The sequence below is a fragment of the Paenibacillus sp. NRS-1760 genome, assembly GCF_050467785.1.
In the GTDB taxonomy this organism is placed as follows: Bacteria; Bacillota; Bacilli; order Paenibacillales; family Paenibacillaceae; genus Pristimantibacillus.
Window position 1 is genome coordinate 941,611 of sequence record NZ_JBITPK010000014.1, and the last position, 13,858, is coordinate 955,468.

The window sequence follows — 13,858 nt, forward strand, 5'->3', positions numbered from 1 at the left end:
GCAAACCCGTCAAAGTATAGTTAAAGGTTCAGAAATATGATAGATCCTAAATGTTGAAAAGTAGGTTTTATTGCACATTAAGAATTTCTTGGAAGTATCGTAGGCTATCAAATTTACAATCACTCCATCGCAGAATATATCAATTATACGTGAGTATAGATCATTGTTTTTAGGCGGCCGATAATTTACTATTTAACATAAAGTTGGTAATTAATTGAATAATAAATGATACGTTTACGGAGGTGTATGGGCAGGAAAGGAAATGGAACCATTGATAGGGGATTGTCAGCTGGTTGCCTGGACATCGCGAAATATTTCTTTTCCACAATGTTGGAAGCGCTTCCAAAAAACTTATTTATAGGGGGATTACATGGTGCGTATAAAAGAATACAGGATGAAAAGTGAATCTATTAAAAAATTTCTCTACATACTGCCTTTCATGGGTTTACTTGCTACCTTTGCATACTACCCGCTGTATGGTTGGGTATATGCCTTCTTTGACTATACGCCGCCGACACCTTTGTCTCAATCCACTTATGTTGGTTTCAAGTGGTTTCGTTCCTTAGTTGAAAACCAAGTAAAGATAGACCAATTGCTTCAGGTTATCAAAAATACGTTTGGGATGAGCGGCTTGGGTCTGCTCTTCTCATGGCTACCAATGATATTTGCTATATTTTTGAATGAAATAAAAGCTTTGCGTTTCCGGAAGTTTGTGCAGACGGTAACGACCTTGCCAAACTTTATCAGCTGGGTACTGGTCTATTCACTGGCCTTTTCTATGTTATCGAGTGAAGGCATCATTAACGGCCTATTGAATCAACTGGGACTCATCGATTCTCCGATCCTATTCCTTCAAGACTCTGAACATGTATGGATCACCATGTGGGGGTGGTCAATATGGAAAACATTGGGCTGGTCAGCCATCCTGTATATAGCAGCCATTATGAGTATAGATGAATCCCTTTATGAAGCGGCGCGTGTAGACGGTGCGACAAGGATGCAGGTCATATGGCATGTGATTTTACCAAGTCTGATGTCAACCTATTTTGTTTTGTTAATGCTGCAAATTGCGAGCTTCCTGAATAACGGCTTGGAGCAATATTTTGTTTTTCAAAATGCATTTAACAAAGAAAACATACAGGTTCTGGATTTATATGTGTACAACCAAGCCATGGGGGGCGGTAGCTATTCCGTTTCTGTTGCGATCAGCATGCTGAAGAGCTTGGTCAGTGTTGTGCTTCTCTTTTCAGTGAATGGATTATCAAAAATGATAAGAGGAGAGAGCGTGGTATGAGCGATAAAGCAGCAGGCCTGGCAGCGAACACTGTTAACAACTACAAAAAGCATTCAAGCATAACCGACATCTTGATCTCATCATTGATTTATACCTTGTATACGCTGTTTGCTCTAATTTGTATTTTTCCATTTTACTCTATCATTATCAATACAATAAGTGCCAATGATCTTAGCGCCAGAGGTGATATTGTATTCTACCCGCAGCAAATCCATTTCCAGAACTACTTGGATGTATTTAAGATTCCGGGACTATGGAACGCTGCCGTTGTATCTTTGGGAAGAACGCTGATCGGGACTTCTTTGACCGTCGGGGCTTCAGCCTTTTTGGGATTCATGTTTTCTCAGGAGGATATGTGGGGTAGAAAGTTCTGGTACCGCTTCACAATAATTACGATGTTTTTTAATGCAGGAATTATTCCGTGGTATCTCACCATGCGCTCCTTGCATCTGACAAACCACTTTTTGGCCTACATTTTGCCGACAATAGTAGCCCCGTTTTTTATCATTCTTGTAAAAACCTTTGTGGAATCAACGCCTAAGGAATTGCAGCAGGCTGCAAGTATCGATGGGGCTGGGGTTATGACCATTTTCTTCAAAGTGATATTGCCTATAAGCAAGCCGATATTGGCTACAGTTTCCATATTTGCAGCGGTGGATCAATGGAACTCTTTTCAGGATACGCTGCTGCTCGTCACTGACAGCAAATTGTATAGCCTGCAGTTCATTTTATATAACTATATCAATCAAGCAAGCTCATTATCTACCATGGTCAATCTTCAAAATGCCGGTTCTACAGCCATGGCAACTCTGGCAACCAAGCAAACGACAACATCAATCCGTATGACGGTTACCATTATTGTTGTTGCGCCTATATTGCTGGTTTATCCGATCTTCCAGAGGTTTTTTGTAAAAGGGATTATGATAGGGGCAGTGAAAGGCTAACCTGCACCATTATAATAAAAAAATGAATTGAGGGGGTTTACCATTGAGTAATCGTCATAAAGCGGTGAAAAAATCGATGGTGGTGTTGTTTACTTGCATATTCATGGTGACAACAGCATTGGCCGGCTGCAGCAAATCGGAGCCCAGCACTAATGAATCGGGACCACAAAACCACACCACGATTGATCACAGCAAGCCGCTAACCCTTACCGTATTCAGCAACGCGGCAAACTACCAAGGAGAGCAGACCGGGTGGTATGGGAAGCTTCTCAAAGACAAGTTTAATATTACGTTGAACATTCTTGCACCTCAGGTAGCCGGCGATCAGTTATACAAGACAAGATCGGCAGCAGGTGATCTGGGAGATATTCTGATCATCGAGAATAGTCAATTGGAAGAGTTGATTCCGGTAGGTCTTGTTATGGATATCACCGATCGGGTTGCGAATACGAAGTACCTGTCACAATATGTGGACAATCACTTCAAGCCTTTTAATGGAGGATTTGATAAAGTAAATCCGGAAGGCAAGATTTATGGTTTGCCGACTTTTGTAGCGGATACTTCACCAACGACATTTTCAGAAGAACTGCCTTACTCCAGTCCAATCCTGCCTTGGGATTACTATAAGGGAGTAGGAGCTCCTAAGCTGAACAATCTGACCGATCTACTGAATGTACTGAAGCAGATGCAGGCAGAATACCCTAAGACTCCAGACGGCAAACCGATCGTTCCGATCACGCTGTGGAAGGATTGGGACGGCGGGGGGATGGAAAATGTACGCTGGTTGAGCAACTGGTACGGTTATGAACAGCCAAATGGTACCTCTACGATACAATTGAATGCAAAAGGCGACATCGTTCCGCTCATCGATGACAACAGTATGTACAAAAAAATTGTGCAATTCTATTTTACTGCAAATCAAATGGGGCTGATCGATCCAGACTCGGCATCCCAGGACTGGAACAAGGTTGCTGAGAAGCTTACCAACAAGCAGGTACTTCTTTTGTGGTACTCATGGCAAAGAGGGTTTTACAACTCGATTGAAAGAGGGATGAACGGAGATGGGAATGTCGCAGTTCCGATCGCTGACACCCGAATCATTCAAAGCAGCGATGCTTATTACGGCAGCGGGAGAGTATTTGCAGTCGGTTCAAAAGCCAAGGAACCCGACAGAATTATGGAATTCTTGGATTGGTTCGTGTCTCCTGAAGGCCTGCGCTACACGACGAATGGTTTTGAAGGCTTCAACTACGAAAAGACAACAGACGGCAAGTTTAAGCTGACCCAAGTCGGTCAAACGGCATTTCAGGAGAATACACCTGTTCCGGAGGAATACGGGGGCGGCGGGTACCAGGATGGCCAAAGCAAGATCAATAGTATGATCATGAGCGATTTTGTGAAGGACCCCGATTCAGGAGAGTTTTATAACAATAATTACTGGAGCTCAACCAAAGAAGCTAACAAGACAACTTTAACGACAGATTGGCAGAGTACATTTAATGCAACGAACGCAACAGAATACTACCTGAAAAATAATATGATCGATATTGTACCTAACATTAATACAAGTTTCGGTGTTGATTCATCAGATATCAAAAACAAGCGAAGCCAAATATCGGATTATGTAAAAAACACATCATGGAAAATGGTTTTCGCAAAAAATCAAGGGGATTTCGACCAGCTGTGGGCAAAGATGAAGACAGATGTGGTGGGTCTGGGTTGGAATGATGTCGTTGCCTCGGATACGGAAAAAGCTAAAAAAATCGTTAAAATGCGTGCTGAAGCGTTAGCAAGCAAATAAATAAAATCTTTCATAATTTCAAACAAGAGGGGTATGAATGAATAATCATACTCCTCTCTTTTACTAGATTACTTAGATTGAAGGGAGTCGTTATCATTGCTTAGAGTCATAAAGGTTAACAATGGAATGGTCCAGGGTCTTCCAGCAGCGGATCCGCGAATTACAAGCTTCAAAGGAATCCCATTCGCTGCTCCACCTGTGGGCGAAAACCGCTGGCGTGCCCCTCAGCCCGCGCAAGATTGGGAAGGCATATTGAAAGCATTTGAATTCGCACCGATATCGATGCAGGTGAGACAAGAAATCGACGAAAATAATATCTATACCCGGGAGTGGGCCGTGGAACCTGACATTGCGATGGACGAGGATTGCCTCTACCTAAACGTATGGACACCAGCCAATCGTGTAGATGAAAAACTACCAGTCTATGTATGGTATTTTGGCGGAGGACTGCAAGTTGGCCATCCTTCCGAAATGGAGTTTGACGGCGAACGCATGGCTAGACGGGGCATCGTGGTGGTTACGATCAATTATCGTTTAAATGTCTTTGGGTTCTTGTCTCATCCCGACATTACGGCGGAAGCCCCAGAAGCTCCCGCTAACTTCGGCAATCTCGACCAGCAGGCGGCTACAAGGTGGGTCAAGAGCAATATTGAAGCTTTCGGCGGCGATCCTGACAATATCACCATCGGAGGGCAGTCCGCCGGCGGTGGAAGCGTCATGAGCCAGCTTACTTCACCTCAGAATGAAGGGCTCTTTCAAAGGGCAATTATACAAAGCGGAATCTTTACTCCGTTATACCCGGGAAATCTTATGCCGCTTCTTCGGAGCAGCTTGGCAGAAGCGGAACAGGACGGTGTGAAGTTTTTTGAGTATCTCGGTATATCCTCGCTTGCAGAAGCGAGGAAGCTGGATGCGGTGTATCTCCGCGACAAGGCGGTGGAGTACCATGGATTCTGGGGCACCGTCGCAGATCAAGTGTTTAGCTTGGGTAACCCGTTTGAATTGTTTCTTCAAAACAAGCGCTGGATGGTACCGGTAATGTTCGGTCATACGTCCACCGAGTTTTTCAGCGTTCCGCAAGTCGACACCATTGACGACTTCAAGCAAATGGCCATCGCTTTGTTTGGCAATGATGCCGATACCTTTATGGAGCTTTGCAGCGTTCAGGCTGATCATCTCGAGGAGTGCAAGAAGAAGGCCTCGGTGAGCGGCATTGAATATGCCATTCGAATTGCTGCGCAAGGGAGCGCCGATGCTGGTGCCGATACCCCGCTGTATTACTATAATTTTGATGCTGTAATACCGGGTTGGGATAACCCTGGCACTTTTCACTCGGTGGACCTCTGGTTTTTCTTCGAGACGCTCGCTAAATGCTGGAGACCATTTGTAGGCAAACATTATGATTTGGCGCGCCAGATGTGCAATTACTGGGTGAATTTCATCCAGTCGGGAGACCCGAACGGACTCGATGCTACAGGAGAGGAATTGCCGCAATGGGAGCCCTATACACCCGAAGCCCCGTATGGGATGCTGTTCGCAGATCGGGCCGAGTTTTCTAAGGAGCAGCCTAGCGAAATTATGAAGTTTCTAGTGGAACAATATTTCAAGAACAACAGGCTGAACCGCAGCGCCCTTTCATTCGGATGAACCGATTTTGACATAGCTGTCCGGGATGGAAATTATTCATTTGCATGCTTTTGAAATTTTCTTGGCGAATACCCCGTTATTTGTTTGAATTGCCTGCAGAAGTGTTCCACATTATGATAACCGCTAAGAGAGGCTATTTCAGCAATGCTCTGATTGCTGTGAATTAAGTATTCTTTGGCCATTCGAATGCGGCTGTTGATGACATCATCCATGCAAGAGGTACCAAATGTCTTTTTGTAAATATTCTGAAGATAGCCCGGACTGATACAGAGATAATCCGCCATTTTCGAAACCGTCCAATAATCGCCAGGATGGTTTTGAATGGCGATGCGAAGCTTCAATAAAGGATAATGCTGAGGCAAAATGTCAACTTGAAAGTAAGATTCTAATAGCTTGTTGAACAGCGTACGGAGCAAACAGTCAATGGAGGATTTTTTGTAATCTCGATTAAAGTTGTGTTCAATGACGAGCAGTTCAAATAACTTGTAGCAGTAGTCCGGATCATTTAAGAAAAAGGGAACGCCTAACGGAAGCGAAGATTCCGTAAAATAGGGTTCATTGGTTTCGAAGCGAATCCAGTCATTGACGAATTGATCCGCACAGGCCTGGTAATATACTTTTTGTTGCGGGCAATAGAGAATAGCGTTATGGGCGGGATATTCCTTTAATTCGCCATTAACCCAGAATTGTGCGGGAGTTTTGTTGATGACAAGGAGCCAGTGATTGCCGATGGGGACATCGATAACAAAATTTTGTTCGTGCGTAGTATTGCATTCTACATAATGAATATGGGTCATGAGCCCCTCCTTGTAATTAGATCTACTATATTAAGTAGAAGAAATTTATGGGTTAATATTCAAATGCGTTACAACAACCAATAATATAAACTAATGGTAAAAGGTTGAATTGAAAGTATGCCCTTTCGGCTTTCCGAGCGGAAGCGAAAGGGCTAAAAAGTTATATTCTCGTTAGTTGAAGCTTTGTTATAGTTGTCATTAACCTTTCACACCACCGACGACCATCCCTTTGACAAAATACTTCTGTAGAAACGGATAGACCATAATAATAGGCAAGCTGGCTACAATCGTCATCGTTGCGCGAACCGATGTTGGCGTAACCGTCGTTACATTGCCCTGGGCATTAGCAAAGGCATCGGCAGCCGAGCCGCCTGAGCTCGTTGTAGCGCTTGATGTAGACAATACCTTCATCAGTTCATACTGCAAGGTGCTTAGTTCTGGCCGGGAAGAGTTATACAAAAATACATCAAACCAGGAGTTCCACTGGGATACCGCTACGAATAGAGACACCGTAGCAAGAGCCGGTATAGTAAGCGGGAGCACAATGCGCGTAAATGTGATAAAGTCTCCAGCACCATCCATTTTGGCCGACTCCATAATGCCCTCCGGCAATCCTTCAATGAAGGAACGGATAACAATCATATTAAACACGCCGATAATGCCGGGGATAATGTATACCCAGAAGCTGTTCAACATCCCAAGCTCTTTGGTCAGCAGGTAAGTCGGAATCAAGCCGCCGCTGAAATACATCGTGAAAATAAAGATCATAGATACCATTTTTTTCAATGCATATTCAGGACGGCTAATGGTATAGGCCAGCATCGCCGTACAAAAGACGGAGATGATTGTCCCGATAATCGTGCGCGCCGCGGAGATAAAGGTCGCATAAAACACATTGGATTCGTTAAACACATATTCAAAGTTTCTCAGCGTCCATTCGCGTGGCCAAATATAAATGCTGCCTCGAATCGAATCATTCGCATCGTTAAATGACAAGGCAAACATGTTCAAGAAGGGATAAAGGGTCAAAATAACCAGAATAATCATAAAAATGATATTACACACATCGAATATTTTATCGCCTATCGATGAATTTCGAGCTGATTTGGCTTGTTCCATAGCCTTTGCCTCCTTTCAATTAGTACAATCTGCTTTCGCCCATTCGTTTGGCGAGGTTGTTGGCTGCGATGAGGAAGATGAAGCTGACCACGGTTTTAAACATCCCGGCGGCGGTCGCCAAGCCAAAGTTATTCATTTGCATCCCGTATTTCAAGACGAAGATGTCCAGATTTTCCGAAAATTCAACATTGATACCATTGCCTAGCAAGTACTGCGCTTCGAACCCGGACTCCAGAATATGGCCCAAATTCATAATGAGCAGGATGACAATGACCGGCTTCATGCCCGGAAGCGTAACATGCCACATCCGTTGAAGGCGCGAAGCGCCATCCATTTCAGCCGCTTCATATTGAGTCGGATCAATCGTTGTAATAGCGGCCAAATAAATGATGGTATTCCAGCCGACATTTTTCCATACTTCCGTTACTCCGAGAATTCCCCAGAAATATTCGCCAACTCCCAACCACAAAATAGGATGATCGATGAGCTGCAATCGGAGCAGCAATACATTGACGATACCCTCTGGCGCGAGTGCTGTTTGCACAATATTTGCAGCGACTACCCATGAAATAAAATGCGGCAAGTAGCTAATCGTCTGCACCGTTCGCTTGAAGTAAACCTTACGCAATTCATTTAGCAGCAGCGCCAGCACGATGGCCGTTGCAAATCCCAGTACCAGATTAATAGAACTCATAACGAGCGTATTGCGCAGGACGAGATAAAACTGCTGTTCCTGAAACAAAGATTTGAAGTTATCTAAGCCGATCCAGGTCTGGTCAAAAAGATCCTTTGCCAATTTGAATTTCTGAAAGGCAATCGTCCATCCCCAGAGCGGAATATATTTAAATAGGATAACCCAGAGGAGAAAAGGCAATGACATCAGCATTAGCATTTTCTGTTTGGATAATGTTTTGAATAAGGTTCTCAGGCGCGAATCGTCAGAAGTCGATCCTGCCAGCTGTACTGCATGTTTCTTCACCCGATCCGTCTCCCTTCCGGCTAAAACTGTCTCTCTTGAGCAAGCTTAGAAGGGAAAAGTGAAGTGGCTTCACTTTTCCCGGTTCATTATTATCATTCAGATGCTGCTGTCTACCAATTTCCTTCGATACGATCCTTTACTTTGGCGGTTACAAATTTTTCAAATCCAGCAGAACCTAGCTTATTAAACTCTGCGATGTATTCATTCCAAATGGACTCAAAGGCTGTCTCAGAAGCGAACACCATTTTTGGATAGTATTTCTGCTGTAGGTCGCCTGCTTTCTGATTGAAGATCTGTTCAGGAGAGCCTTGTTCCTTCTCGATACTCCAGGCAGGGTACCAAGCTCGTTCTACCGGTTCGGAGTAAAAGCCGGAGAAGGTCTTCAGACCGTAGGCTTTTAGCAGGGCTAGATCGCCCTCCGTGTAATTGACCGCCGCAACCTCTGGCTGACTAGTAGGCACATGAGCGTTGCCGTCCTCGTACACCGAGTTGTTGCCATATCGCGGCCACTCATAATCGAAGTATGCCCAGCCGTATTTACGTTTGAATTCATTGTCGTTGCGGTTGGCTACTTGCTCCTTGCTCATGATGAAACGGCCTTCTTCATTTACCGAATAGGTGACATCTTTTTCACCCCATTGAATGAGCTTCTGATTTTCTTCGGTCAATAGGTTATCCCAATATTTAATGATTCGTATTGGATCCTCAGCGCTCACGGTAATTCCGAGCCCTCGGTTATTTACAAAGGAGGGAGGATCGATATAGGCATCTGTTATGCTTTCGTCAAAGACAATGGGAAGCGCCACATAACGTAGGTCGTCATTGCCTGCCGCTTTCAAATTGTTGGTAGCATCGCCAATCTGCCAAGCATAGTTGACATATCCCAGCACGCGGCCGGACGTAAGTTTAGCGAGGTACTGGTCTTTGTTAGCAGTAAAGGTTTCCGGGTCAAGCAAGCTTTTCCGGTTCATTGCATTTAATGAAGAAAGCCAGCGCTTCTCATATTCGCTAGCCATATAAAGCTTGGCTTCATGAGTTTGCATGTCAACCATGACGTTGCCGTCGTTCGGATATCCGGCTAGATGCATCGGCTGATTGGTGATGGTGAAAAACTCACCAGGGGTGCCTGCGAAAGTAAGGAAGCCAATCGTACCTTTTCCGTCTACCGTAGGGTATTTGGCTTGATACTGCTCGATCAGATCAAAATATTGATCAAGCGTTTTCACTTCCGGATAACCAAATTCTTTCAGTACACGTCTTTGCATCCAAAATGTACTGGACGCGTCCGGCTCCATCAAATAGCCGTTTACATTGGCCGTGAAAGGAAGAATATAGATGTTTCCATCCTCATTCGTGATCTTGTCCATATAATCGCCGTAGACACGCTTGATGTTAGGACCATACTTCTCAATCAGATCGTTGAGCGGGATGAATGCGCCTGCATCCAGAAGCTTAGAAAGCTCGCCTACTGGAGAGATGACATCAGGATAATCGCCGCCGGCGATCATGACACCAGACTTTGTGCTTGCATCTCCTACTACATATTCCATCTTCCAATCGACACCTGTCTGACCTTGGAGGATCTTGCCGATGGTTGTGTTGCTTGCAAGCACGTCTTTATTCGTGCCGAAGGCGAAGTAATCGTAGGTTACTGGTTCTGTACTTACCTCGCTTTTCGTTCCTTCTGCCGCTTTGTTTCCTCCTGCATCATTATTTGAGCAGCCAGCAAGGAGGATTGTCATAGCCGTTAGAACGGCCAGGCTGGATTGCAGCCATTTTTTGTTGCGCATTGCTGTATCCCCTTTCTCTATCAAAGTATTGTAAGCACTTTCAGTATAGAAGATAGTGTTTATGATTGTTATATAGCAAAGCTTAGATCGGTCTTTGAATAATTAAGTACTTATTGCTCGGAATTTATCTTTTTTTTGTCCAGCGGTAGACGCAGCATGATCCGTGAGCCTCCCCCTGGAGAACTGTCAATCGTGAAGCTGAACGATTCACCATAGCATATTTTCAGGCGAGTAATGACATTTTTCATTCCGATGGAATCGCCCATAATCGCTTCCTCATGGAGATAATGATGAAGCTCGCTGATCTTCTCCTGATCCATGCCTACCCCGTTGTCTGCAATAAGGAAGACTATCTGACCTTGTTCTTGCGCGATCTGAATCGTAATATAACCGATGCCTGGCACACTCTCAATGCCATGAATGCTTGCATTTTCTACAAACGGCAAAAAGGTCATCTTCGGAATTTCAATATCCAGCAGGGATTGATCCACCTCGATATGAAACTCCAGTTTCGTATCGAAACGGTACTTCTGAATTTCCAGGAAGCTTTCTATTAATTCAAGCTCCTCGCGAATCGTAACGAAGCTTCGCTTCCAAAGAATTGATTTACGGAAAATTTTCGCCATGTTCTGAATCGTCTTGGCCGTCTGCAGCTCGCCCTTCATCTGGCTCCGCATTCGGATCGTTTCGAGCGCGTTGAATAAAAAGTGGGGATTGATCTGACTGTGCAGCGCGTGCAGTTGAGCTTGTCTTTGGCTTAGCTCCAGCTCTTTCTTCTGTATTTCTGTAACATACACATCATTGATCAGATTCTCAATCCGCTCGCTCATTCGGTTGAACTCCACTGCAAGCTCGCCAACCTCATCCCGTTCTCGATGATAAGGAATACGTTCGAAGTTTTTGCCTTTTACGGATTTCATGTGTTTCAGAATCTTTTGAATGCGTGTATGGATCGAGCGGGAAACAATAACAATCACAATCGTAGGCACAAGGAAATTAATCCCTGCAAACCAGAGGATAAATTGCCCTGATTGCCGGACATCATATAAAATTTTCTCTTCATCCAATACTCCGTATATCGTCCAGTCTCCCAAATAGCGGTTGTTATGATATTGCTTGCTAATGATGATTGCCTTATTCGGTACGGGTATTTCCTTGAGACTTAGTGTCCGTCCTGTTTGGATCAGATCACTTGGTTGACCGCTCGACAGACGGCTGTAACGAGCTTGAAAAGATGGATCCATAAAGTAAAAATCCCCCTCAAAGCTGGATAAATCAAGAATTTGGTTAATGTATTTCATATTTAAGTCGATTTTCATGACATGCTCATAGGTTTCAAACCGGGGATCGGATAGCTTTTGAATAACGCTGATACTGTCGGACGTCACATATAAATAGGGATACGTGTTATTGAAATTTTCAATTTGATGATACCAATCCGTATTCCGCATCTCGTTCTCGAGCCTGATGATATGGCTCGAAGCTAGTATCGACGGATTGTCGCTCATAATCACAACAGAGCTGATGGATTTGTACTCCTTGTCGGCTCGGTTGAACAGATTGGAAATGGCATTTAGAGATTCCACATAGTGGTCATGAGAAACATGAAGGGTGTTTAAATGATTATTGAGCTGCTTGTTAATCGAATACAGATAGGAAATACCTGCTGCATCTTCAATGACTGCTCCAAATTCGGCTTTCAAAAGATTTATCGCTTGTTCCGCATCTGTCGTTTTCTGATTTTTGATGTTAATGGTGGTCACATGATAGAACATCACGTTAGTCAGTATGATCGGTATGAATACGCATACAATATAAATGAAGACCAGTTTATTTCGGAGCTTCAGATGATGAAGCCGATAGTTGAGCACGGGGGAGCCTCCTTATTTTTTACCGATAATCTTATTCCGATAATCCGTTGGCGTCATGTTTTCCAGCTTTTCAAACTGGGCGGCAAAATAATCGGCATTTTGAAAGCCTACGAGATCCGCGATTTCGTACATGCGTTTTTTCGTTTGCCGCAGCAGCCGCTTGGCGTCCTCTATGCGAAGCGACAGCACATACTCATTGAAATAAACGCCGTAATTTTTGCGAAACAACTGACCGAGATAGACTGGATTCATATGGAATTCGGCAGCTATTCCTTTTAAATAGATGTTTTCTTTGTAGTGGCTGTCGATATATTTTTTCACTTTTTCAATACTGCCCTCGTTCTTTTCGCCTCGCTTATCCGCGATATATTTAGCCGCTTCTTCTATAAACTGCAAGAAAACATGCCTTATCTGCTTCAAATTGCGGTATTTCATCTGCCAATTAAGCAATTCGTCCAACCATTGCAGATCTTTTTCGTTTCCTCCCAGCTGCCGGATGATATTGATGATAGCAATCATGATTCGCCTAATGGTATTCGTAACGGCACCCGGAGCGAAATGCCGCTCCTGAAAGGCAATAAAAATGGCATCAATGGCGGAATGATAACCTTTCAGTTGATTGGCTTCAACCTCATATATGAGCTTGCTATGCAGTTCTTCATCTACATCAAAGTAATATAAGGGCAGCTTATGCAGGTCCGATGCCATAAAGATGCCGTTAGAGCCTGCAGCAAAACGATAATTCAAGCATTCCTCGGCACTGATTCCAGATTGAGCAATTTGTTTTAAATGGCTTGTCGAATGGCCTATAAACAAAGCTATCGTCGTTGCAAGCTCCGTCTCCAGCATTTCAAGCAGCTTGGTGAAGTTCGTCCTCTCTGCATTGTGTTGCTCGTCCAGCCACAACTGAGGCACAATAAAGCCATATTGATTGTACGCGCGTACATGAATGAGCAGAGCTTGTCCCTCATGATGAAGATATTGCTGGAGTGCCGTTTGCAGTGCTGGAAAATAGTCAATTGCCCCTTGAGGCAGCGTATCTTGTATTTCTGCAATGATATACGTATAGGAAGAGGAGAGTGGAAGCTCCAGCGCATGGGCAATCCGCGCCATCACTTGCTCGCTTGGTTCGGTCTGCAGCAAGCTTTCGATGACGGTTTCGATAAGCGGCTTTTCTTTCGTTATCGATAAGAGCTGTTTTTGATTCAGCGAATTGGCTATTTTTTTCAAAGTGGATGTAAACTCCTGTTCATCAACGGGCTTCAGGATATAATCCGACACATTATAGCGGAAGGCTTGCTGGGCATAAGAGAAATCGGGGTACCCGCTTAAGATAATAAACAACGGTTGATGCTCGCATTCCGCTTTCACCTTTTGAATCAGCTCTAGACCGTCTAGCACGGGCATGCGTATATCTACAATGACTAGGTCCGGTGTCTGTTGTTCGATAAGGTCCAGTGCTTGCTTCCCATTTTCCGCTTCGCCACAGATTTCGAATTGCATAGACGACCAATCCATTAGACTTATTAAGCCCTTGCGCACAAAAATTTCGTCATCCACGATAAGCACCTTAAACATGGTTTTTCCTCCTTTTAGATACCACAACTATGGCCTTA

General features: G+C 44.1%; 10 protein-coding genes. 4 read left to right on the top strand and 6 right to left on the bottom strand.

The genetic code is table 11. The features are described from left to right. Window positions 1-370 precede the first annotated feature (370 nt). The 4 genes from ACIFSR_RS23425 to ACIFSR_RS23440 all read left to right on the top strand — a co-directional run bounded on the left by ACIFSR_RS23425 (window position 371) and on the right by ACIFSR_RS23440 (window position 5,686). Window positions 371-1,294 (top strand): ABC transporter permease subunit, encoded by a 924-nt coding sequence (locus ACIFSR_RS23425; protein ID WP_339204227.1) that lies wholly within the window; start codon window positions 371-373, stop codon window positions 1,292-1,294. Then, complete coding sequence (locus ACIFSR_RS23430; protein ID WP_339204226.1) at window positions 1,291-2,238, top strand: carbohydrate ABC transporter permease; 948 nt, start codon at window positions 1,291-1,293, stop codon at window positions 2,236-2,238. Before ACIFSR_RS23425 ends, ACIFSR_RS23430 begins: the two co-directional genes overlap by 4 nt. A 43-nt stretch (window positions 2,239-2,281) precedes the next feature. After that, on the top strand, window positions 2,282-4,039 hold the full coding sequence (locus ACIFSR_RS23435) for a hypothetical protein (RefSeq protein ID WP_339204225.1): 1,758 nt from the start codon (window positions 2,282-2,284) through the stop codon (window positions 4,037-4,039). A gap of 96 nt (window positions 4,040-4,135) precedes the next feature. Beyond that, a complete protein-coding gene (locus ACIFSR_RS23440) occupies window positions 4,136-5,686 on the top strand; it encodes a carboxylesterase/lipase family protein (protein WP_339204223.1) in 1,551 nt (516 codons plus the stop codon). Window positions 5,687-5,718: 32 nt separating this feature from the next. Here the strand turns inward: ACIFSR_RS23440 and ACIFSR_RS23445 are convergent, their stop codons facing one another. From ACIFSR_RS23445 to ACIFSR_RS23470, 6 genes are all read right to left on the bottom strand, one after another. Next, window positions 5,719-6,483, bottom strand: coding sequence for a helix-turn-helix transcriptional regulator (locus ACIFSR_RS23445; protein WP_430060273.1), 765 nt, complete (start codon window positions 6,481-6,483; stop codon window positions 5,719-5,721). Window positions 6,484-6,681: 198 nt separating this feature from the next. Beyond that, window positions 6,682-7,602 (bottom strand): carbohydrate ABC transporter permease, encoded by a 921-nt coding sequence (locus tag ACIFSR_RS23450; protein ID WP_339204221.1) that lies wholly within the window; start codon window positions 7,600-7,602, stop codon window positions 6,682-6,684. Window positions 7,603-7,621: 19 nt separating this feature from the next. Continuing rightward, on the bottom strand, window positions 7,622-8,530 hold the full coding sequence (locus tag ACIFSR_RS23455; protein WP_430060463.1) for an ABC transporter permease: 909 nt from the start codon (window positions 8,528-8,530) through the stop codon (window positions 7,622-7,624). 161 nt (window positions 8,531-8,691) lie between these two features. Then, window positions 8,692-10,371: an ABC transporter substrate-binding protein gene (locus tag ACIFSR_RS23460; RefSeq protein ID WP_430060275.1), complete on the bottom strand. Its 1,680-nt coding sequence runs from the start codon at window positions 10,369-10,371 to the stop codon at window positions 8,692-8,694. A 110-nt stretch (window positions 10,372-10,481) separates the two neighbouring features. Continuing rightward, window positions 10,482-12,242 (bottom strand): sensor histidine kinase, encoded by a 1,761-nt coding sequence (locus ACIFSR_RS23465; protein ID WP_430060277.1) that lies wholly within the window; start codon window positions 12,240-12,242, stop codon window positions 10,482-10,484. Between the two features lie 12 nt (window positions 12,243-12,254). Continuing rightward, on the bottom strand, window positions 12,255-13,820 hold the full coding sequence (locus tag ACIFSR_RS23470) for a response regulator transcription factor (protein ID WP_430060279.1): 1,566 nt from the start codon (window positions 13,818-13,820) through the stop codon (window positions 12,255-12,257). Window positions 13,821-13,858 lie beyond the last annotated feature (38 nt).

What these genes read in the sequence shown, in the direction of transcription:
- ACIFSR_RS23425 (WP_339204227.1), top strand. Translation starts at nt 371, where the DNA reads ATGGTGCGTATAAAAGAATACAGGATGAAAAGTGAATCTATTAAAAAA.
- ACIFSR_RS23430 (WP_339204226.1), top strand. Translation starts at nt 1,291, where the DNA reads ATGAGCGATAAAGCAGCAGGCCTGGCAGCGAACACTGTTAACAACTAC.
- ACIFSR_RS23445 (WP_430060273.1), bottom strand. Translation starts at nt 6,483, where the DNA reads ATGACCCATATTCATTATGTAGAATGCAATACTACGCACGAACAAAAT.
- ACIFSR_RS23450 (WP_339204221.1), bottom strand. Translation starts at nt 7,602, where the DNA reads ATGGAACAAGCCAAATCAGCTCGAAATTCATCGATAGGCGATAAAATA.
- ACIFSR_RS23460 (WP_430060275.1), bottom strand. Translation starts at nt 10,371, where the DNA reads ATGCGCAACAAAAAATGGCTGCAATCCAGCCTGGCCGTTCTAACGGCT.
- ACIFSR_RS23470 (WP_430060279.1), bottom strand. Translation starts at nt 13,820, where the DNA reads ATGTTTAAGGTGCTTATCGTGGATGACGAAATTTTTGTGCGCAAGGGC.